The 21,131-nt window shown below is 66.8% G+C and carries 15 protein-coding genes; 8 read left to right on the top strand and 7 right to left on the bottom strand.

What is annotated here, in order from left to right:
- Position 1: 1 nt before the first annotated feature.
- Positions 2-1,012 (bottom strand): sigma-70 family RNA polymerase sigma factor, encoded by a 1,011-nt coding sequence (locus tag J7643_09150; GenBank protein MBO9540742.1) that lies wholly within the window; start codon positions 1,010-1,012, stop codon positions 2-4.
- A 381-nt stretch (positions 1,013-1,393) separates the two neighbouring features.
- On the opposite strand from J7643_09150, the gene J7643_09145 reads away from it, so the two are divergent.
- From J7643_09145 to J7643_09130, 4 genes are all read left to right on the top strand, one after another.
- Positions 1,394-2,146, top strand: coding sequence for a class I SAM-dependent methyltransferase (locus tag J7643_09145; GenBank protein ID MBO9540741.1), 753 nt, complete (start codon positions 1,394-1,396; stop codon positions 2,144-2,146).
- Between the two features lie 158 nt (positions 2,147-2,304).
- A complete protein-coding gene (locus J7643_09140) occupies positions 2,305-3,906 on the top strand; it encodes a protein kinase (GenBank protein MBO9540740.1) in 1,602 nt (533 codons plus the stop codon).
- Between the two features lie 85 nt (positions 3,907-3,991).
- The gene (locus J7643_09135; protein ID MBO9540739.1) at positions 3,992-5,344 is read left to right on the top strand and encodes an NERD domain-containing protein; all 1,353 of its coding nucleotides are present in this window, start codon (positions 3,992-3,994) and stop codon (positions 5,342-5,344) included.
- Between the two features lie 21 nt (positions 5,345-5,365).
- A complete protein-coding gene (locus J7643_09130) occupies positions 5,366-5,836 on the top strand; it encodes a peroxiredoxin (GenBank protein ID MBO9540738.1) in 471 nt (156 codons plus the stop codon).
- Between the two features lie 61 nt (positions 5,837-5,897).
- Here J7643_09130 and J7643_09125 read toward each other — a convergent pair whose 3' ends face one another.
- A complete protein-coding gene (locus tag J7643_09125; GenBank protein ID MBO9540737.1) occupies positions 5,898-8,057 on the bottom strand; it encodes a carboxypeptidase regulatory-like domain-containing protein in 2,160 nt (719 codons plus the stop codon).
- A 242-nt stretch (positions 8,058-8,299) separates the two neighbouring features.
- On the opposite strand from J7643_09125, the gene J7643_09120 reads away from it, so the two are divergent.
- Both J7643_09120 and J7643_09115 read left to right on the top strand, forming a co-directional pair.
- Complete coding sequence (locus tag J7643_09120; protein MBO9540736.1) at positions 8,300-9,190, top strand: hypothetical protein; 891 nt, start codon at positions 8,300-8,302, stop codon at positions 9,188-9,190.
- Between the two features lie 90 nt (positions 9,191-9,280).
- Complete coding sequence (locus J7643_09115; GenBank protein MBO9540735.1) at positions 9,281-10,006, top strand: hypothetical protein; 726 nt, start codon at positions 9,281-9,283, stop codon at positions 10,004-10,006.
- A 2-nt stretch (positions 10,007-10,008) separates the two neighbouring features.
- Here the strand turns inward: J7643_09115 and J7643_09110 are convergent, their stop codons facing one another.
- The 4 genes from J7643_09110 to J7643_09095 all read right to left on the bottom strand — a co-directional run bounded on the left by J7643_09110 (position 10,009) and on the right by J7643_09095 (position 17,867).
- Positions 10,009-14,988, bottom strand: coding sequence for a GAF domain-containing protein (locus J7643_09110; protein ID MBO9540734.1), 4,980 nt, complete (start codon positions 14,986-14,988; stop codon positions 10,009-10,011).
- Positions 14,989-15,056: 68 nt separating this feature from the next.
- Complete coding sequence (gene prmC / locus J7643_09105) at positions 15,057-15,947, bottom strand: peptide chain release factor N(5)-glutamine methyltransferase (GenBank protein MBO9540733.1); 891 nt, start codon at positions 15,945-15,947, stop codon at positions 15,057-15,059.
- On the bottom strand, positions 15,944-17,356 hold the full coding sequence (locus J7643_09100; protein ID MBO9540732.1) for an FAD-dependent oxidoreductase: 1,413 nt from the start codon (positions 17,354-17,356) through the stop codon (positions 15,944-15,946). The genes prmC and J7643_09100 overlap by 4 nt, the downstream gene beginning before the upstream one ends.
- A 94-nt stretch (positions 17,357-17,450) precedes the next feature.
- The gene (locus tag J7643_09095; GenBank protein MBO9540731.1) at positions 17,451-17,867 is read right to left on the bottom strand and encodes a DUF421 domain-containing protein; all 417 of its coding nucleotides are present in this window, start codon (positions 17,865-17,867) and stop codon (positions 17,451-17,453) included.
- A gap of 242 nt (positions 17,868-18,109) precedes the next feature.
- Here J7643_09095 and xth point away from each other — a divergent pair, with 242 nt between their 5' ends.
- Positions 18,110-18,889, top strand: coding sequence for an exodeoxyribonuclease III (xth, locus tag J7643_09090; GenBank protein ID MBO9540730.1), 780 nt, complete (start codon positions 18,110-18,112; stop codon positions 18,887-18,889).
- Positions 18,890-18,921: 32 nt separating this feature from the next.
- Here xth and J7643_09085 read toward each other — a convergent pair whose 3' ends face one another.
- Positions 18,922-19,524 carry a YceI family protein gene (locus J7643_09085; GenBank protein MBO9540729.1) on the bottom strand — a complete coding sequence of 201 codons (603 nt, stop codon included), beginning with the start codon at positions 19,522-19,524 and terminating at the stop codon, positions 18,922-18,924.
- Positions 19,525-19,716: 192 nt separating this feature from the next.
- On the opposite strand from J7643_09085, the gene J7643_09080 reads away from it, so the two are divergent.
- Positions 19,717-21,126 carry a hypothetical protein gene (locus tag J7643_09080; protein MBO9540728.1) on the top strand — a complete coding sequence of 470 codons (1,410 nt, stop codon included), beginning with the start codon at positions 19,717-19,719 and terminating at the stop codon, positions 21,124-21,126.
- Positions 21,127-21,131: the final 5 nt, after the last annotated feature.

Genomic DNA, 21,131 nt, shown 5'->3' with positions numbered 1-21,131 from the left:
TCTAGCTGAGGTAGCCCCGCAGCTGCTCCTTGAAGGCCGAGCTGCGCAGCTTCTGGAGGGCCTTGGCTTCGATCTGGCGGACCCGCTCGCGGGTGACGCCCATGTCGTGGCCGATGCCTTCGAGGGTGCGCTGGGTCTCGCCGTCGAGGCCGAAGCGGCGGCGCACCACGTACAGCTCGCGGTCCGTCAGGTGCGTCTCGAGCATGGTCTGGACGTCCTCGGAGAGCATCCGGTTCATGACGGTCGCGGGGGGGCTTGCGGTGTACTGGTCCTTGATGATGTCGCCCAGGCGGCTGTCGTCGTCCTTGCCGATGGGGGTTTCGAGGCTGATGGGCTCGCGGTCGGCCTTGGTGATCTCGCGGAGCTTCTCGACGGTGATCGCAAGCTCGGTGGCGACCTCGTGCTCGTTGGGAGCACGGCCCAGCTTCTGGCTCATCAGGCGGATGGTCTTCTTGACGCGCGAGATGGTCTCGACCATGTGGACCGGCACGCGGATGGTGCGGCCCTGGTCGGCGATCGCGCGGGTGATGGCCTGACGGATCCACCAGGTGGCGTAGGTCGAGAACTTGAAGCCCTTGCGATAGTCGTACTTCTCGGCGGCACGCATCAGGCCCATGTTGCCTTCCTGGATCAGGTCGAGGAAGGAGAGGCCGCGACCCAGGTGCTTGCGGGCGATGGAAACCACCAGACGGAGGTTGGCGGCGACCAGCATGCGCTTGGCCTTCTCGTCGCCGTTTGCGACGCGGCGGGCGAGCTCGAGCTCCTCGGGATGGGTCAGCAGGCGGCGACGGCCGATCTCTTGCAGGTACATCCGGATGGAGTCGTCGGATTGCTCGTGGTGAGCCCCCGTGGTGGCGACGTTGATCTTCTTGGTGTGAGTGCTCTCTTCTTCGGGAGTCTCGGTGGCGTCGAGATCTTCGGTCTCTTCCTCGGCGTTGGTGAAGGCGAGGTCGGACGAATGGGTGAGGGGCTCTTCTTCGAAGGGGACCGGAGCGGCGATCTCAACGAGCATTTCACCGGCGAGCTTAGGCAACTAGCACCTCCTCATATTTAAAGCCAGGCGTACTGGCGTGGCCGCTCTGCGTGTCGCGGGGCGACGGGGCGATCCGAATCGGGCTCCGGGTCGGGCGAGGCGGGGATGGCCAGTTTGCCAAATTCGCCTGCGCAGGGGATAATGCCCTGGTCTCGGATCGCCGGGCTCCGCGGGAAAAGTGACGCGTGTCACAGTCGATCGCACGAAGAGCTCGGCAGCTTTTCAGTATATAGATAAATCCGACCGATTTCTAGCGTATTCTTTATTAATCTTTAAAAATCATTTAATACCGGCTTTCCCGGCGGGGCGACGTGTCTTTCATCGTACCCGTCCGATCTTTTTTGTATCAGGCGACCTGCCATGTCAGCCCTCTACGACGCTTACGCCTCCGTTTACGACCGCACCGGCCAGAGCCGCTTCAGCTTGCGGATGGTCAGCTACGCCCGCGAGCTCTGGGAGCTGTCCGGTCATGAACCTCAATCGCTGCTGGAGCTGGCCTGCGGGACCGGCTCGGCCGCGGTGGCCTTCGCCAACCGGGGACTTGCCGTGACCGCCGTGGATCAGTCCGAGGCGATGCTGGCGCTCGCGCGGGCCAAGGCCACGCGCTGGGGCGCCGAGGTGCGCTGGCGTTGCCAGGACATCAGGGAGCTTGCGCTGGGTGGCACCTTCGATGCCGCCACCTGCTTCTATGACTCCATCAACTACCTTTTGGTTCCCGAGGATCTCGAAAAGGCCTTCGAGCGGGTGGCCGCCCACCTGGCTCCCGGCGGCCTCTTCCTCTTCGACGCGATCACCGAGTACGCGGTCTCGACCGCCTGGGGCAACGAGACCGAGGTGAAGGTCGAGGACGCCTACGCCCGCATCTGGCGCGCCTCCTACGACCCGCACAAGCGGATCGGCGCCCTCAAGGTGGACTACTTCGTCGAGGAGGCCGACACCGGCCTGTACCGCCGCATCCGGGAGACCCACCACCACCGCGGCTACTCGCTCTTCGAGGTCCGCGAGGCGCTGGAGCGCGCGGGCTTCGACCTCGTGAACGCCTACGACTGCCTGACCCTGAACGCCGTGAGCGCTTCGACCTACCGGATCGCCTACCTGGCGCGTCGCTCCTGATCGCGCCCTGAACTGCCCCTGATTGGCTTAGATTGCCGCTTTTCGTCCAGTCTTCCGGATAGCTCGCCAGCTGCCGGGGTACATGGAGCAGAGGCCGGCGCGCTTGTTATGATGACTCAGGCAAGGGGCCCAGGCACTGTTCGAAGAAGGACTCCGGATTGATAGGCAAGGCCGCCCTCATCCTCGCCATGACGCTCTCGATCGCCCCGGTCGCCCTGACGGCCGCCGGGGCGATGGCGCCTGCGTGGGCGGCTCAGGAGGTCACGGGCGATCGCGCCTGGGTGTATGCCATGCAGGCGGTAGACGATCTGATCGCCCAGGGCAGGCCGGAGGCTGCGATCGCGCAGCTCGAGGCGCTCCTCAAGGCGGCCCCTAAGGTGCGCGCCGGCGAGGCCCACCTGCGCCTGGCGAGCCTGTACGGGCGGCTGGGGCGTTACGACGCCGCCATTTCTCACGGCAACGACGCCATCGAGGCCTGGCCCGAGAACGGCTGGAACTACCTGCCGGTCGCGCGGGTGCTCGCCTTGGCCGGACGGCCCGCGGCGGCGATCGCGCTCTGCACCGAGGCCATCAAGCGCGACCCGGCGGTGCGCCTCGCGGCCCAGGACCTGATCTTCCAGATCCAGTCGGGGGCCCTCAAGCCCGAGACGACCGCTTCGCCCACGCCGTCGCCCGCGCCCCCCGTGGCCCCTGCGGTGCCGACCTCTTTGTACGTGGCCCTGGGCTCGCTCTTGACGCTCAGCGCCGGCGCGCTCGCGTTTGGCTTCTCGCGCCGCAAGCGCCCCGTGCCTCCGGCGCCCCCACAGGCGCCGGTGAGCGAGCGCGCCGAACAGACCGGACCCGTCACCTACGGCCCGCTGGGCGTGCGCATGCGCGAGGCGGGTGAGATGGTGGGCTCCTACCGCATCCTGCGGGTGGTGGGCAGCAGCCTGCACTCGATCCTCTACTGCGCCGAGGACACGCGGCTGGGCCGTCAGGTCGCCCTCAAGCAGGTGGCGAGCGGGGCCGGGACCCTCGACGGCATCATCTCCCGCTTCCAGAAGGAGGTCCAGAGCCTCATCGCCCTCTCCAACCACCACGACGGGGTGGTCAAGGTCTACGACTACATGGAGCCCTCCATGCTGGTTACCGAGTGGATCGAGGGCGAGAACCTCGAGGAGGCAGCGCCCCTGCCCCTGGAGCAGGTGCTTTCGGTCGGCATCGCCATTTGCGACGTGCTGGCCTTTGCTCACGCCCGCGGGATCGTGCACCGGGACATCAAACCGAGCAACATCATGCGCACGCAGCACACGGGCCACGTCAAGCTCCTGGACTTCGGCATCGCCAAGAACGCGGCCCTCGGCACCTCCAACCTGACGCTCGACGCCAACGTGCCGATCGGCACCTTCACCTACATGCCCCCCGAGCAGTTCGCGGCCCCCAACCAGGCCAAGGCCCCTTCCGACCTGTACTCGCTGGGGCTCACCCTCTATCGCCTCATCACCGGGGAGATGCCCACCGAGCCTTGGCTGGGGCCCCGGACCTTCGGCCTGATCCCCACCGAGCACTTCAGGCCCCTGACGGCCGAGAGCCGGGCGATCGCCCTCACCCTCGCGGCCACCCCGGCCCTCTCGGAGGACCTGGGCTGGGTCGCCGGGCTCGACGCGATCATCCGCCGGGCCTTCGAAGAGAACCCCGCCGATCGCTATCCGGACGCCCTCAGCTTCAAGCGCGCCCTGGAGGGGGTCTGGCATCGGGTGGTGGCGCGATCGCTGGCGTGAGCCACGAAAAGGCGTAGCCAAGCGCTCTTCCGGGTAGGATGAAGAGAGCAAGACTCATGCCTTACGTGGAAGGAGCCCTCGCCCCATGGCCCAGATCATCGTGGCCGGAAACCCCGTGAACGAATTCGAGAAGACCGTCGCGCGCACGCTCGGCCATCTTCCCGAGGGCTTCGTGGCGTTGACGAACGTTATCCTGCCCGGCTTCTACCACAAGCAGAGCAACATCGAGATCGACATCATCCTGGTCTCGACCCACGCGGTCTACGCCATCGAGACCAAGTACTGGCAGGGCGAGGTCCACGGCCACGTCAACCAGAAGACCTGGCGGGTGCACCGGGACAACAACCCGCCCCACCAGATCGAGAACCCCCTGCAGCGCTGCGAGATGAAGGCCAAGACCCTCAACACCATCCTCTCGCGCTGGAACTCGGGGCTGATGGGCAAGCTCAAGACCAAGGCCCTCATCGTCGTGCCGCCCCACACCCCCATGCACGTGGAGAACCCGACCGACATCGAGCTGGTGACGCTGGAGCGGCTGTTGCCGGTCATCCAGGCCGACGCCGAGCGCATGCGCCACGAGGCGACCCCTGCCCAGGTCCAGGCGATCGCCCAGGTGCTGGTCGGCAGCAACCTCGAAGAGGAAGAGTACCTGCCCTTCGAGAACTACCGGATCGCCGAGACCCTCAAGCGCTCGCCCCGCTCGGTCTCCTTCAAGGCCTTCAACGCCATCACCGAGCGCCAGGTCTTCATCAAGAAGCTCATCTCCGACGTCAACCTGCCGCCGGACAAGCTCGCCCTCTGGAAGAACCGGGCGGTGCGCGAGGCCCGAGCGACGGCCAAGCTCTCTCACCCCAACCTCGTCACCATCCTCGACGTGATCGAGGACGAGGGCAACCTCTACGTCATCGCCGAGTGGGTCGAGGGCTTCAACCTGGTCGATCGGATCGGCTCGCTCTCGTGGCGCGAGGCCGTGGGCTACGCAGCGCAGGCCGCCGCCGGTCTGAACGCGGCCCACCACGCCACGCCCCCCGTCGTGCACCGCAACGTGACGCCCGCGAGCATCCGCGTTTCGGACGAGATCGTGAAGGTTACCAACTTCTCGGGGGCGCACATCGAGGGGGACCCTTCGATCGTCTTCACCGAGGCGATCCACGGCCGCGACCCGGCCTACTCGGCCCCGGAGCTCTTTACCAACGCCTCGGGTGCCGATCCGCGTAGCGACGTGTACGGCCTGGGCGCCACCCTCTACCACCTGGTGACGGGCCAGAAGCCCGAGAGCTTCATCTCCCGCACGTCCAACCCGCCCGCGCACGAGCTGAACCCGCAACTGCCCGAGGCGCTTGGCACCGCCCTCGCCAAGGCCATGCATCCCCTGCCCGCCTCGCGCTTCGCGACGATGCAGGAGTTCCGCGAGGCCCTGCGCGCCATTCTCGCCTGATTCTTGAAAGGAACCTATCCCATGCTCGAAGTCGGATCCCCCATCCCGGACATCACCCTGCGCGGCGTCAATCCGGCAGGTGAGGAGGGCGAGTATCGCCTTGCCGATCTGCTGGTGCCCGGCAAGGACCTGGTCCTCTACTTCTATCCCAAGGACGACACCCCCGGCTGCACCACCGAGGCCTGCGACTTCCGCGACGGCCTGGCCACCCACGGCGAGAAGGTCGTGGTGGTCGGCGTCAGCCCTGATGCCCCCACGAAGCACCTCAAGTTCCAGACCAAGTACGGCCTGCCCTTCACCCTGTTGAGCGACACCGAGAACAAGTTGATGGAGCTATTCGGCGCCTGGGGCGAGAAGAAGAACTACGGCAAGGTCTACGTCGGCGTCATCCGCTCGACTTTCGTGATCGGCGCGGACGGCGTCCTCAAGGCCGTCTACCGCAACGTCAAGGCCACCGGCCACGCCGAGCGCATCTACAAGTCGCTGGCGTAAGGCATTCCCCCATCCCAAACGAAACGACCGCCCGAGACCGGGCGGTCGTTTCGTTTGAGGGCTAGGGCCAGATGAGGCGGATGCGGTGGTTGTTGCGATCGCCCACGTAGATGCTGCCGCTCGCGTCCACCGCGACCCCGAAAGGCTCGTTGAAGCTCGCCTGCGATCCGCGACCGTCGGCGAGCCCGTACTCCCCCGAGCCCGCGATCACGCGGATCGTCCCGTCGGGGGCGATCTGCTTGATCTGGTTGTGGTCGTGATCGGCGACCAGGACGTTGCCAGCGGCATCGACCGCCAGATCGTGGGGGCCGTTGAACAGGGCGGGGTCGCCGTTGCCGGCGAAGGTGCTCACCTGGAGGTCGGTGTCGATGCGCCGGATGCGGTTGTTGTGCTGGTCGGAGACGTAGAGCTTGCCGCTCGAATCCACGGCCACGCCGATGGGATAGTTGAAGCGCGCGTTCGCGTAGGAACCGTCCACGAAGCCCGGGACGGGGGTCCCGTTGTAGACGATGATGTTGGCCATGGTGCGCACGGCCCGGTTGGGCAGGATGAAGCGAATGGTCTGGTTGCCCCAGTCGGCGACGTAGAGGGTCCCGTCGCTCCCGACGGCCAGGCCGTGGGGGGTGTTGAAGCGGGCGGTCTCTAGAGGGGTCCAGGCGTCGTAGTAGCCGGCGACCCCGTCTCCTGCCACGGTCGAGACCATGCCGGTCGTGAGCGAGATGCACCGGACATCATGGTTGCCCGCTTCGGTCAGGAAGAGGTTCCCCTTGCCGTCCGGGGCGACGCAGGCGGGGGAGTAGAATTCCGCAGCGGCCCCGATGGTGTTCTTGCGCCCGGGAAGGCCGGTCCCCGCGAGGGTGCTGACCAGGCCGTCGCCGCTGATCATGCGGATGCGGTGGTTGTTGCGATCGGCCACGTAGACGCTGCCGCTCGCGTCCACCGCGACCCCGTTGGGGTAGGAGAACTGCGCCTCGCTGCCTACCCCGTCGCGAAAGCCCATGTAGCTGCCGGCGAGCGTGTTGACGACCGGGCCATCGAAGGCCTGGAGGTCCAGGGGCGCGCGCAGCATGCCGCTGGTGACGCGTAGGGTTCCCTGTCCCTCGCCCGTGGGCGTCACCAGACCGTTGTTCAGCTGGAAGGTATTGCCCGTCACGCTCCAGGTGACCGAGGGGTTGGAAACGACGTGCTTGTCGCGGTCGAGGGCGGTGACGGTGTAGCGCTGGGGGCGGCCCTTGCGCAGGTACGGAAAGCGGGGCGAGAGGATGAGCTCGGATAGAACGGTGAAGTTCTTGGCGTTGCTCTTGATGCCACTCACCGTGACCACGACGGCCCCCGAGTCGGCCGCGGGCGGCACCTCGACCCGTAGGGTCCGGTCGTCGACGCGCTGGGGGGCGGCGACCTGGGCGCCGCCGAAGGTCACTTCGAGGCTCTCGCCGGTGGAGGCCCCGAAGTTCGAGCCTGTGAGGGTGACGACGCTGCCGGGACCACCGTTCGGCTGGCTGATGCTCGCGATCTCCGGGGTGGTGACCGAGAGGGCCAGGTCCGGCGCCTGCGTCGTCTGCTCGGAAGCGACCCCGACGCTCGGCTGGTTGCCGCGGCCCAGGCCGGCCTTGGTTCCCACCAGGTCGAAGGTGCCGACCGGCACGTTCGAGAGGGTGTAGCGACCGGCCGCGTCCGTCTTGGCCACGTACGAGGTGCCGGGAATGAAGACGTCCACCCCTTCCCAGTTGGTGACCGAGGGGGCCTTGGGGGTCGTGACTCGACCGCTGATCTGCCCGGTCTTGGCGAGCTGGAGCTTGGCGCTGGTCTCTTCGGTGACGCCAAGCTGAATCGCCTTGACGTTCGCCGAGAGGACGGCCTCGACGTTCATCGGCAAGCCGCTGCGGCTGACGAGCTTGAAGCGACCCTTGGCGTCGGTGGTGGTGGAGAGCGTCTCGGCGGCGAGAATCGCATACTTGGAGCCGTTGTGGGAGATGAGGCCCCCGCTGTTGTTCGAGATGATGCTCGCGCTGTTGTTGGAGACCAGATAGCCCTGCACCTGGACGTTCACGGCGGGCTTGCCGTTCAGTCCGAGGACTTGCCCGGTGTACTCGCCGGTGGCGGTGTTGCGCGCCGCGAGGCCGGAGTCGTTGCCCCCGGTGGTGTCGACGAGCTGCCCGGTCGTGCAGCCGGCGCTCACGAGAAGGCCGATCAGAAGAGGGGCGAGAAGGCTTTTACGCATGCATGTTGCTCGCTGGTCGAGAGGCGTGAAACGTGGCAAGCCGATCGAATCCCATGTTCCCGTGAAAGGTATTTTGATAACGAAACGATCTCAGTTTTTTGTGTATTGTTTTAGTTTCATTAAGAAAGATAGAGTTCACTTCATTCGGGGTTAATAGCTGTTGGATAGAGGACGATTTTATCGTCAGTGCGTCGATTTGATCGGCAACAAGCGTTGCCCTGTGACGGTCAGGAGGAGGATGCATGGATATCGGCGGCTTTCTCAAGAGCGCGGCCCGCTTCGATCCGATGGCGATGGGGGGCCACATGGCCATGGACTTGCTCCAGGGCAAGAACCCCGTCAAGGCACAGATAGACGCCGCCGGCGAGGTCATCGAGGGCCTGGGCGAGATGGCCCAGGGCCTCATGCAGCTCGGGCAGGACCTGGTGACCAAGGAGAACCTCGCGGACTTCGGCAAGCCCGAGATGGCCCAGGACCAGAGCCAGGTCACGGGCGGGCTTGCGGTCCTCGACAACGCCAAGCCTCAAGCGGCCGCGCCGGGCTCCGATTTCGGCGCCGTCTCCGCGACGCCTCAGGCTGCAACCTCCATCGATCCGGAGCGCGCGAAGAAGTTCGCGGCCCTGTTCGACGAGGCGGACATGAACCACGATGGGAAGCTCTCGGGAGATGAGCTGAACACGCGCCATCGCTTCTACGATCCGGCCATGTACGGCGAGGTGAGCAAGTCGCAATTCATAGGGGACGTGGCGGCCCTGCACGCTTCGGCCGAGCAGAGCGTGCTTGCGATCGCCAAGGAGGCCATGGGGCGAGACTTCACCGGCGATGGGGCCTTCCTCGAGAGCATGGTCAACGAGTACATGCGCCCCGGCTCGAGCCAGGAATCCATCAAGCAGCGCTTTCGGGAGTTCGAAGTCGAGCGCCTCTCGCAGTCGGCCGAGCCCGTGTCGGCCGGGATGTCGCGCCAGCTCATCAACGACACCATTGCCAAGATCTACCAGGACCTCACCGGCAAGGACATCAACACGGCGGGGAACGGCCCCGACTACTGGGCCAACCGGGTCGTCAACGAGAAGCTGTCCTTCGCCGACGTCCGCAAGCAAATGGGCGAGTACCAGCAGAGTGTCGCCCGCTAGGCTATCCGGCCTGGGGTGTGCGTGAGCGACCCTTCACGCCGAGCTGCTTCTGCGCCGCATCCCTTGCCATCCCCCAGGATGGCAGGGGATGTGCTCGTGCAGTCGCCCTTCACCATCAAGACCCCCGCCCGGCAAGCCACCAGCCCGCCGCTCGATCGGACGTGGCTGCAGACCCTGCGTGCCGAGGCCGAGCGCTATCTTTCGCTCTTCGAGACCCAGCAAGAGGCCTTGGCCGGGCGCGTTCGCATGCTGCGCTTCATCCTGGAGCTGCAGCAGCAGCCCCGTGAGCGCTGGGCCCCGACCTTGGCCGGGATGCGCGAGGATCACGCGTCGATGGTGGCTGGGGTCCTCAAGCAGTCGCTCAAGGATCCGGGCCTCGAGAAGCGCTTGCGCATCGCCGTGGAGCGCTTCGATGAGGCGGCGAAGGCTGCGCAGGAGGCGCAGGCCCTCCTGACGCTTGAAAGCACACTGGAAGCGGCCGATATCGCGGAGATGATGGCGCTGCTGCAGCGTCTCGGCAAGGACGAGGCGAGCAGGCGTCGGCGCCTGCTCGCCGAGTTCGATCTCAACAAGTTCAAGACACGGCTTTACCTGCTGACCACGTTCGATTTGCTGTTCAAGAACGATCCGGTGCTGAACCAGATGTTCCCGTGCGTCGAGCGCACGGCCCCTGCAAGCAAACCGTCCGGCCCCAAGTTCAAAGCTCCCGGCGACGCGCCGATCCCGAAGCAGCCCCGGCCGGTGCAGACCATGGCCAACCCGCCACCCCCGGAGGGCTTCTTGCAGGGTGTGATCCGCCGCATCAAGCGGGAGTGATCTCAGCCCTCGCTCGGGAGGGCGCCGAGGGCGCGCGCGAGCATCTCGTCGGGCGTTTCGGCGACTTGCCACTGGATGGTCGCGACGGCGACGTCCAGCTTCCAGAGCTCGGCGCCGTTCGCGTCGCAGATCGCAAACTCGTCGAGGTGCTCCTTGAGGCGCCGGGCGAAGACTTCGGCTCCGGCGAGTGGGGTCTGGGGCATCAGGATGGCGCAGTGCTCGCCTTCGAGGCGAGCCGCCACGTCGGTCTTGCGGCTCATCTGAGCAAGCGCATCCCCCAGGTGCCGCCACATGTCGTCGCCGGTCTGGGGGCCGAAGTGAGCGGCGAGCGCTTCGATCCGCGCCGCTTCGAGGACGAGCAGGGAAAGCGGTTGATCGTAGCGCAGGGCCTCGGTGACCTCGTCTCTCAGGCGTTGAATGACGTAGGGGGCGCTGAACAGGCCGCTCTGTGGGTCGAGCTTGCTCGCGTCGTGACGGTCGTCCAGCTGGCGCATGGCCTTTTCGAGACGTTCGATGCGCTGGGCTTGCGCTTCCCTGCTGATTTGCGCCTCCAGCAGGTGCGCCATCTGGGCGCCGATTCCCTCGAGGGTTGCGATCTCTTGCGGGGTGAACAGGCGCGTGGCAGGACGGCTCAGGCACAAGATGCCCCAGCAGCGATGGTTGGCCATCAAGGGCAAGATCAAGGTGGTGAGCTGGACATTGCTCGTCGTGCTCACGACCCCCGTGAGCCGGGCGTTCGCGAGGGCTTCGAGGGGGGGCTGGCAGGTGATGGCCGTTCCCCGAGCGTCCAGGCAGACGAGTGGTTCGGCGGCTTCGTCGTAGAGCGCGGCGGTCTCGGCGTCGGCCAGCACGAGGCCTTGCCAGGCAATCTCGCGCCGGAGCTGCTCGGGGGTGACCCGCGGCGAGCAGAGGGAGGCCAGGGCCTGGGCTGTGGCGAGCAGCTTGTTGCGCTCCTGGGTTTCCTCGAAGCGGGTGGCGTTTGCGATCGCAAGGGCCGCGAAGCCTGCGAGCCCTTCGACCAGGCGCAGGTCGGCCTCGTCGAAGGTGCGGTTGACGCTCTGACGGTCCAGGTAGAGCAGGCCGATCACCGCGTCCTCGACGATCAGAGGAACGCAGATGACCGTTCGCAGGTCGAGGGCCAGGACGCTTCGTGCCGCGGCGAAGCGCGCATCCGTCTGGGCGTCGGCGACCCAGACGGATCGCCGCTCGCGCAGGGCGGCGTCCACGAACGAGCGACTGAAGCTCATCAGGCCCCCGTCCTCGGCTTCGCTGCGGGGGCGCGTCACCAGCCCGCTTAGGGCCCCATGGGCGTCGACCAGCATGATCATGCCGCGGGCCGCCTCGGTGATGGCCATGACCTGGTCGATGACCCGCGTGAGGACCTCTTGGGGCTGCAGAGAGCCCGTGACCATCCGGCCGAAGTCGGCGATGACCGAGGCCATCCCGGCTTCGAGAGAGGGGGCCTGCGCCGTGTTCGCCGAACGGTATCGGCGCGCGAAGGCAGCGCGGCGCGCGTGGGCGAGCGTTTCGATAATGCGGGTGCGCGCGGTTTCGGCTTGTGCGATCAGGCGCTGCGCCTCATCCCCAGGGGCCAGCTCGCCGAGGCGCAGGGCGGCATCGATGGCAAGCAGGACAAGGTCACGGCGGCTGGCCTCGGCATGAAGCTGCCGGTAGCGCAGGGCAGCCTCCCAGACTTGGTCCTGCGCGGTCATCAAGGTCGCCTCGCTCGACGTCGCGGCGAGCAGCACGTCGGCCATCCCTGCCTGCGTGGCAAGTAGGCGTGCAGCCTCCAGGTGCTGCGCCGCACTCGCGAGATCCCCTTGCGCGAGTGCGATTTGAGCACTCGCCAAGGTCACACGGGCGATGGCCCCTTGTGAGCGCAGCTCTTCGGCCCGATGCAGGGCCGCCAAGACGTGAGGGCCCGCCCGCTCGGGGGCTCCCAGCGCGAGACAGGCCGCCCCCGCTTCGAGGAGCAGGGGGGCTTCGAACTCGTTGATGCCGTTTTCTCGGCTCAGGGCGAGGCCGCGCTCTGCTGCTTCCAGTGCGCCGAGGGGATCGCCCAGGGCGAGGTGCAGGGGGGCGAGGCTCGCGTGGGCGACGATCGCGAGGTACTTGCTCTCTAGCTCATCGGCCGCCGCGAGGGCTCCCTGGGCCTCGGCTTCGGCCTCGGCGAGTTGGCCGCGCTGAGTGAGGAGGCGGGCGCGCAGGGCGCGGCCGTAGCCCTGCAGAAAGCGATCGCCGCTGGTGTGGGCCATTTCGAGCGCTTCGTCCAGCGCGCGCTCGGCATCTTCGCGATCGCCAAGTTCGAGGGCCACCTGGCCCAGGTTGAGCAGGGCCGTGATCTCGTCGCTGTGCGCCGCGCCAATCTCACGGCAGAGAGCGAGGTTGTGCCGGAAGGAGGCGCGGGCCTCTTCGTAACGTCCGAGCGCCATCTGGGCGTTGCCGCGCAGCATGTACGCGTCGTTCAAGCCGAGGCGGTCTCCGAGCGCTTCGCGCAGCTGCAGGGAGGCATCGAGCAGGGTGAGGGCTTCGGCGAGCTCCGCCGGTTCGCCGAGTTTGAAGTAACCGAGCAGGCCGAGCGCCTCGGCTTCGAAGCCCTGGGCGCCAGCTCGCCGAGCGGCGGTGAGGCCGCGTTCTGCCGCGTCTCGTGCGGGCCCCACTTCGCCCATGAGGTGGTGAAGGCGGGCGAGGGTCGTGAGGGCTCGGGCCTCTTCGAGGAGGTCGACCGCCTGTGCGGCCTCGTTGGCTCCCTGTTCGGCGAGGGCGAGGCCCGCCTCGAAGCGCGAGAGCATCTGGTGGACCAGCGCGAGGTTGATCCGCAGGCGGCTCGTCCTGCCCGAGGGGCGCAGGGCGAGGGCTTCCTCGTAAGGGGCGATCGCAGCCTCGTGCTCGCCGCGCATGCGCCGCAGATCGCCCAGGACTTCGAGCGCTTGCGAGCGATCGGTTAGATCGAGGTTCGGCTGGCCGAGGGCCGTTTCAAGCAAGCGTGCGCTCTCGTTGAGGGCGTACGCGTCCAGCAAGAACCGGGCCCCTCTCACGGCGTGATGGGCGGCCTCTTCGTGGCGCTCGCACGCGGTGAGATGATGCACCAGATCGAGCGTGCGTGCCGGGGTATCGGGAGTCTTCTCGATGCCCGCGCAGAGGGCTTGATGCAGCCGGCGCCATTTCTCGGCGTCGAGGCTTCGGGAAAGGGCGCTTGCCACCTGAGGGTCCGCGAGGCGGTGGGCTTCACCGTCGCGCAGGAGCAGCCCGCACGCCTCGAGTTCGGCGCTTGCTGTCGTGAGGGCTGCGGGTTCTAGCCCAATCCACCGGCCGAGAAGCGTGAGCGCCTGGGCGCGACGGGCAGCAGCGAGGCCTTCTACCAGGAATCGGGCATTGGGACTGAGAGGCTCCAGGCGCGCGAGGGCCAGCTCTGCAAGATCTTGGGGGAGGTCCTCGACCGTGAGCGCGATGCGGTCGGTTCGCCAGCGCGTACCCTCGCGAGGGATGCCGTCGCGGCGATGCAGCGCGTCGATAAGGCCGAGTGCGCGCAGCGGCGAGCCTTCGCTCAGGCGATGCAAGTCCTGGATGAAGAGGGGAGAGAGCGAGCTGAGACCGAGACGCTGGGCCGCGAGGGTCTCGATCCCTCGAAGGTCGAGCGGACCGAGCACGATTTCCGCCATCGGAGCCAGGGGATCAACCGTGACGACGTGGGCCGTTCCGCACGCGGACAGACTCTCGACCAGTTCGCGGCTGGCTTCGTCCGCCAAGTGCCAGTCATCGAGCAAGAGGACCAGCGGGCGTTCGCCTTTGCTTGCTTCGAGCAGCGCCATCCAGCCAGCTTGCAGGCGTAGCCATCGGCTGCGCGGATCCTGTCCTGGCGGCTCCTCGTCCAGCAATCTCAATGCAGCGGTGAGGGCTTGCGGGGCCCGGTGGTGTGCGAGCAGCTCCAGGTGGCGCCGAAGCGGAGCGAGCGTGGCGTAGGGAAGCGCCTCGGGGCCGCCGGTGCGGAGCAGGAGCACGTCGCGGCCGCTGAGCTGGGCGAGGGAGGCGACGGCTGCCAGCAGCCTGCTCTTGCCGCTGCCCGCCGGTCCCGCGAGCTTCAGCGCGCCTGAGGGGGGCTCGTCCAGCGCCCGCATCAGGGTGGCGCTTTCGGCTTCGCGTCCGATGAGGTCAGGGGGGAGCAAGCTCAGAGGATGGTCGCCATCCAGCAACCCAAGGGCCTCGGTGGCGCTTGCGGGTCGCTCGCTCGGAGATTTGGCGAGCATGCGCATGAGGAGCGTCGCGAGCGCTTTTGGCACCGCTGGGCAGCGCTCGTTCAGCGGCTGAGGGAGGGTGTCGGTGTGGGCGCGCAAGAGCGCTAGCGGCTCGGTTTCGGGGAAGGGGGGAGACCCTGCCAGGAGGTGGTAGAACACGGCCCCCAGGGAGTAGAGGTCCGAGCGGTGATCAAGGCGCTCGCCCCGCGCGGCTTCCGGCGAGAGGTAAAGGGGGGTGCCCTGGACCGTTCCCGGTCCCTCGCCCTGAGGCCGGACCAAGCCGAGGTCCATCAGCTTGAGGCGTCCCTGCTGGTCCAGTCGAAGGTTCTGAGGACTGAGATCGCCGTGGACGAGGCTTCGCGCCTGCAAAAGGGCGAGGGCCTGGAGGGCGTCGCGCAGCAGCGGGATCGCTTCATGGGGAGGAAGCGGAATCCGCTCGTCGAGGCCAGGGCCGGCGACCACCTCCATGGTGAAGTAGGGCCGGCCATCGTCGGTGGTGCCGAAGTCGTGGACCTCGACCGTTCGAGGGTGGGCGAGGCGCTTGGCGATGAGGAACTCTTGGCAAAGCGCCCGGCGTGCGGTCTCGTCTTGCGTGAGGGTGGGGATGAGGACTTTGAGCGCGACCAGGCGATCAGCGAGCCGATCGAAGGCCAGGTGAACTTGACCCATCCCCCCTTGGCCCAGCATTTGCTTGAGGTCGTACCTGCCCGCCAGCATCGTGTCGAGTGATCGGGCAGGTAGGGTCATGCGCAGGCCTCCGACTCAAGAGGGATACGTCGTCCTCATGGAATCTTACCCCGCTCGCTTGTCGGCTATCATCCCTGGCGGGCGATGAGCACGCGCTCGATCCTGCCGAGGTCGCTATGGACCGAGATGTCCTGCCACCCATTGGCTTCGAGCAGGGCTTTCACGGGCTCGGCCTGGTGGATGCCCACCTCGACGGCGAGTACTCCGCCGGGGGCAAGCAGTGCGCCCGCCTCGGCGGCGAAGCGCTTGTACCAGACGAGCGGATCGTCGCCCGGAGGGGTGAGCGCCATCCGGGGCTCGAAGTCCCGGACCTCCGGCTCCAGGCCGGGGATGTCCTCTTGCGGGATGTAGGGCGGGTTCGAGACCAGGTAGGTGAGCTTGCCCGCGTAGGGGGCCAGCGGCGCGAGGCCGTCACCGAGGACGAGCTCCACGCGATCGCCCACCCCGTGCCGGGCGATGTTGGCCTTGGCCACCTCGGCCGCCTCGGGCGAGAGCTCGATGGCGATCACCTGGGCGTATTTGAGGTAGCTCGCGAGCGAAACGGCGATCGCGCCGCTGCCCGTGCCCACGTCCGCGATCAGCACGCTCTCGCGAGCACCTTCGCCCTCTTCGAGGTCGAGCACCGCTTCGACCAGGATCTCGGTGTCGGGCCGCGGCACCAGGACGGCGGGCGAGACCTCGAACTCGAGCCCCATGAACTCGGTCGAACCGGTGATGTGCTGCAGGGGCTCACGCTTGCTGCGGCGGTTGATCAGCCCCTCGAAGGCTTCGAGCTCGGCGACGCTCAGCTCGCGCGACATGTAGTTGATGAGCCCCAGCCGATCGAGCCCGGTGGCCCTGCTGAGCAGCAAGGCCGCTTCGAGGTTGCCCGAGCCGACGCCGGCCTCGCGCAGGTGGGCGCTGCCCCGGTGGAGGGCGTCGCCGATGGTCGGGGTGTCGTTCATGGTGAAGGTGGTCATGCGGACTCCAGTTTGAGGATGGGATCGCTGCGCAGGGCGAATTGGGCGTTGCGGTTACGCTCCAGGCCCGCGGGGTCGTCGGAGAGGATTCCCTGGCGGCCCAGCTCGGCGCGGATCTCGAGCAGGGGCACCGCGCCCAGGTCGCGCTCGGCGAAAGCCGCAGCGACGCCGAGGGCCGTGCCGAGGGTGACGTTGTACTGCACCAGGCGGCAGAGCGAGTGGGCGAAGGGGGTGTAGCCCCCCGCGCGGCTTGCGATGCCAAGGTTGCGGACGGCGTGGAACAGGCCCGTTTCCAGGACGACGTGGGCGGTCAGCGGGTTCGGTACCGCGACGGCCCTGAAGCCCCGGAAGTCGGGGTAGTAGCAGAAGGTCCCGACGCTGCCCGCGTCGTGGTTGGCGACGATTTCGCCGAGGCTCAGCCGGTGCCGGGTGCCGAGCGCATGCCGGGTCTGGCGCACGTAGACCCCGCGCGGCAGCTCGACTTGCGCCTCGCGCCAGCCGAGCTCGTCTTGCAGGAAGCGCTCGAAGCGCGAAGCCTCCAGCTTGAAGAAGGCGTCGCTGCCCTCGCGCGAGAGCTTGAGCAGGGTGCTCGGGTCCTGGCTGAAGTAGATGAGCCCGTTCCACGAGGTGGCGTCCGGTCCGATGACGGCCACGTTGAAGCCGTCCGCCTCGAACGGATAGCGGGTCTCGAAACCGTGGGCCTCGCGCCAGCGCTGGTAGGCGAGCCCCAGGTGCGGGGGGCCGATGAGGATGTAGTCGGGGCCGTGGTCCAGGTCGAGGAACTTTCGCTCGCCAAAGGCCTTGGCGCGCAGCGCTTCGAGGCCGGGATCCTGGGCGAGGCGCTCGCAGGTCTCGAGGATGGTCTCGGGCGTCACGCCGCGCACGATGGGCAGCGGGCTCACCCCCAGGTAGCGGTCGATGCCGTACTCCGAGAACCCTTCGGCGAAGCGGATGCCCGCCGTTTCGGCGAGGTCGCCGTCGGGCGTCGCATCGAGGAAGTGCCGGGCCGTGAGGACGCCGCCGTCGTGCATGCGAAGGGCGGTGGCGCGATCGCCCTCGACCACCAGGCCGATCCAGTCGGCTTCGAGGATCTGAACCCCCGCGTCTTCGAGCATGGTCGCCAGGGTGCGGTGGCCCTGCCCGGCTTCCAGGCTGACGAGCGGTACCCGCGCCGCGGCGAGGAACTGGCCGAACAGGCCATCGTGGGGGGAGGCCTCAGGGGGCGTCAGATGGCGCGAGTCGCGATCGACGAAGGCGAGGCCGCACTCGGTGAGCAGGCCGCCGAGCAGCTTGCCGGGGGGGACGACGAGCGCGGTTTTGGCTCCTGCGCGGCTGGCGGCGATGGCCGCCAGGCACCCTTCTGTTTCATTGCCGACGACGATGAGGTCAAAATCTCGAATCGCGCTCACGCTTCCTACTCTCGTGCAACCCTGCTTGCTGGCAGGCACCCTTGGATCATCCTTTGTTGAACGCTCCTATATACCCCGTTCGGCATAGCTTGCTTCAGGAGCCCTTCTTGAGGAACCGAACGCGCCGCCGGCGCTTGATGTGGTGATCTGCCTTGGGGACCACGCTGATGGAGCCGTCGGTCTCCAGGAAGGCGTGCTGGACCTCCTCGGCATCGAAAATCCCGTGCTCACGGATGGCCATCAGGACTTCGTCCTCGCTGAGGGCCTCCTTGGCGAGGTTCTGGGGCAGGAATTTGCCGTCCTCAATGATGGGGGTGGGGCTTCCGCCGATCCAGCGCGCGATGAGCTTGTTGCGGTAGCGCAGTTGTCCGATGGCGGAGTTGATCGTCAGCAGCGTTGCGGCGGCGACCAGGCCCCCGAGCAGGGTGGTGTTCGCACCGACCATCGCGTTCTGGACCGCGTTCGAGATGACCAGGATGACGACCAGGTCGAAGATGGTCATCTGGCCCATTTCCCGCTTGCCTGCGACCCGCAGGCCGAACAGCAGGAAGAAATAGACGACCGTCGTGCGAACGATGATGTCGTACACGTCACTGAGGTGGATCGCCACGCCCTACCCCTCCTCGACTCGAACAGCTTATCACGAAGCGCGGGCTTCACCGGGTGGCAGGCTTCAAACCGGCGCAGCGACGCGGTATCCTGGAGACGAGCCCGGCGAGGGTGTCGCCCTTACCCAATGGAGAGAGAGCTGCTTTGAAGATCGTCACCTGGAACGTCAACGGGATCCGCGCCTGCGAAAAGCAAGGCCTCGCCGACTGGCACCGCGGCTTCGCCCCCGACCTGCTCTGCTTTCAAGAGGTGCGGGCCGAGGAGCATCAGCTCTCGGTCGCCATGCGCGAGCCCGAGGGGTGCGCGGTGGACTACCATCCCGCCGAGAAGAAGGGCTACAGCGGCACGGGCGTCTGGATGAAGCGCCCCGCCCAGGCACTGGTCCGGGGGGTGGGGATCGCCGAGTACGACGCCGAAGGCCGTGTCCAGGAGCTCAAGTATCCGGGCTTCACCCTCTTCAACGTCTACTTCCCCAACGGCTCGCGCGACCACAGCCGCGTGCCCTTCAAGCTCTCGTTCTACGAGGCCTTGCTCGCCAGAATCCAGGCGCTCCACGCCCAGGGCGAGCGGGTGATCGTGACGGGGGACTTCAACACCGCCCACCAGGCCATCGATCTGGCCAACCCCAAGGCCAACGTCAACACCACGGGCTTTCTCGTGCCCGAGCGGGAGATGGTCGATCGCTACCTGAGCGAAGGCCTGAAGGATGTCTTCCGCGATCGCCACCCCGGCGAGAACGGTCACTATACCTGGTGGAGCAACCGTCCCGGCGTGCGTGAGCGGAACATCGGGTGGCGCATCGACTACTTCCTGGTCTCGGAGGCGCTCGTCCCCTTCGTCAAGGACGTCTACATCCTGCCCGAGGTCAAGGGTTCGGACCATTGCCCCGTGGTGCTGGAGCTGGACGACGCCCTGCTGAGCTAGTTAGCAAGGCGTCGTCAGGCTGCCCTTCTCGCTTAGTCGTCGAGGGTGCCCGTCAGGTCATAGCGGATGACGACGCGGTCCTTGACCGAGATCTTGGCAACGAGCAGCGAGATGACCGGGGGCTTGACCCCGTACTCGCTCATCAGCAGCTCCTTGCTGCCCTTGATCCGGAAGGTGTTGCCGTCGATCTTGCCCTCGGCCTTGAGGGTGATGGGCTTCTCGGTCCCTGCGATGGTCAGGGTGCCGATCGCGTCCACATCCAGGTCACCGCCCGTGGCCTTGACCTTGGCGTTGTTCATCGAGAAACGGATGGTGGGGTACTTGTCGGCATCCAGGGCCCGGTACATGTTGCCGTCCATGGTGCCGTCCCCGGACTTGAGCTGCTTGACGGGGATTTCCACTTCGAGCTTGTCCAGTCGCGCGCCGCTCGCGGAGCCCGCGGCGGTCACTTCGTGCTTCTTGGACTTGAAGCTGAAGCCGTGGAGGGTCGAATCGCCGTCGAACCAGATCTTGCTCTCGGGCGAGACGGTGATGCCCGGCGCCTTTGCCGCTTGGGCGACGTGAGGCGTGCCGACCCCCCAGATGCCCGCGAGCAAGAGGGCCGAGGCAATGACGCTGATCCGTGACTTTCGCATGGGGGTTTCCTTTCTGAAGAGTGGGCTGGCTTGTTACCATCCTGCCCCCTCGCGGGAATCCGCTCGTCAGGGAAAACTGCGTATTTAAGCGGCGCGCCGTGCAGATCCGTAGTTGATACGGTCCCTCGACTTTGCTGGTGGCATCATGCTTGCCTCATAGAGAGCCGCCCGAGGTGGGCGGAAGAGGGAGAAATGACCATGACTCACCGTTTCGTAGCCCTGACGACGCTCCTGTCGACCGCCATCATCGCCGGCCTCTGCGCCCCGAGCGAGGCGAAGGCCGCTGAGGACCCGCAAGTGAAGGTGGGCGGCCGCCTCTACACCATGGGCTTTGCCGAGATGCTGGAGAAGGAGCCCCACCGCAGCCAGGGGCGGATCTTCCTGTTCCAGAAGAACTCCCGCTTGACGGTCGATGCGACCATGGGTGAGAACCGCTTCTTCAGCCAGCTCGCGCTGGGCGGTGAGGACGTCTACACCAGCAACACCAACCTCACCCTGCTCGACATGTACGCCACCGGCCGCTTCTTCGGGGTCGCCGACTGGCGCGTCGGTCAGTTCCGCGTGCCCTACGGCCGCGAGCTGATGGGCGACGACAGCGGCACGGTCGCCTTCAACGATTCGTCGATCCTCTCGCCCTACTTCATGATGGGACGTGACGTGGGTGCTGCCCTCAGCGGCGACCTCGGCCCGGTCGGCTACGTCGCCGGCGTGTTCACGGGCGGCGGCCGCGACACCCCGCAGCGCTACATCCCGCAGATCCTCGGCACTCCTCTCACGACCCTGCGCCTGAGCGTCGGTGACGCGGACGCGGATCGCTTCCTGCTGTCCCAGTCGGTCTCGAGCGTCGATCGCTTCCGCCAGACCCTGTCGGTGAACGGCTTCTGGATGCGCGACTCGCTGGTCGGCCACTCGAACGTGCTGAGCATCAAGAACGCCTTCGAGAAGAACCTGCTCCTGAGCTCCAACTACAACCCCTACATCGGGAAGAAGGATTCGACCGGTGAGATGGTGCAGGGCGAGTTCTGGCAGGCCGGCGTGGACTACGTGGCCCGCGTCCCCGTGGCGGGCGGCGTGCTCTCGGCCGAAGCCGAGCTGCTGCGCAGCGGCTTCAACAACCAGTTCGGCGGCCTCTACGCCACCGGCGGTCGGGTCCAGGGCGTGATGAACCTGAACCCCGTCGAGGTCGGCCTGCGCTACGCGATGGTGGTGCCCGACGCCAACATGGCCGTCACCAACACCAACGCGACCATCGCGGGCAAGCTCACCTCCGCTGATGTCCCGGGTATCCCCGCGGGCACCACGGTGGCCACCACCAAGCCCAACCCCGACTTCAACAAGCAGACGGCGATCTTCGCCGGCGCCGTGCCCATCCAGGAGCTGACCCCCTCGATCTCGTACCACCTCAACAAGAACCTCAAGATCGTGGTGGACATGCCCATTCTCTTTAATGCGCCCATCGTGACCGAGAACAAGCCGGTCGGGATCGGCAGTTACAACCTGGTCAACCAGCCCGATCAGGTCACCTACCTGAACACGGTGGGTAACACCATCGAGCGCCAGTTCGTGTACCAGCTGCGCGGCGGCCTGCAGTACCAGTTCTAAACGAA

It is taken from the genome of bacterium (assembly GCA_017744355.1).
In the GTDB taxonomy this organism is placed as follows: domain Bacteria; phylum Cyanobacteriota; class Sericytochromatia; order S15B-MN24; family UBA4093; genus JAGIBK01.
This window is presented reverse-complemented; position numbering and strand designations above follow the sequence as displayed.

Excerpts from the sequence above, each read along its gene's own strand:
- J7643_09150 (MBO9540742.1), bottom strand. The coding sequence starts at position 1,012 with ATGCTCGTTGAGATCGCCGCTCCGGTCCCCTTCGAAGAAGAGCCCCTC.
- J7643_09145 (MBO9540741.1), top strand. The coding sequence starts at position 1,394 with ATGTCAGCCCTCTACGACGCTTACGCCTCCGTTTACGACCGCACCGGC.
- J7643_09135 (MBO9540739.1), top strand. The coding sequence starts at position 3,992 with ATGGCCCAGATCATCGTGGCCGGAAACCCCGTGAACGAATTCGAGAAG.
- J7643_09130 (MBO9540738.1), top strand. The coding sequence starts at position 5,366 with ATGCTCGAAGTCGGATCCCCCATCCCGGACATCACCCTGCGCGGCGTC.
- J7643_09125 (MBO9540737.1), bottom strand. The coding sequence starts at position 8,057 with ATGCGTAAAAGCCTTCTCGCCCCTCTTCTGATCGGCCTTCTCGTGAGC.
- J7643_09120 (MBO9540736.1), top strand. The coding sequence starts at position 8,300 with ATGGATATCGGCGGCTTTCTCAAGAGCGCGGCCCGCTTCGATCCGATG.
- J7643_09110 (MBO9540734.1), bottom strand. The coding sequence starts at position 14,988 with ATGACCCTACCTGCCCGATCACTCGACACGATGCTGGCGGGCAGGTAC.
- prmC (MBO9540733.1), bottom strand. The coding sequence starts at position 15,947 with ATGACCACCTTCACCATGAACGACACCCCGACCATCGGCGACGCCCTC.
- J7643_09095 (MBO9540731.1), bottom strand. The coding sequence starts at position 17,867 with ATGGGCCAGATGACCATCTTCGACCTGGTCGTCATCCTGGTCATCTCG.
- J7643_09085 (MBO9540729.1), bottom strand. The coding sequence starts at position 19,524 with ATGCGAAAGTCACGGATCAGCGTCATTGCCTCGGCCCTCTTGCTCGCG.
- J7643_09080 (MBO9540728.1), top strand. The coding sequence starts at position 19,717 with ATGACCATGACTCACCGTTTCGTAGCCCTGACGACGCTCCTGTCGACC.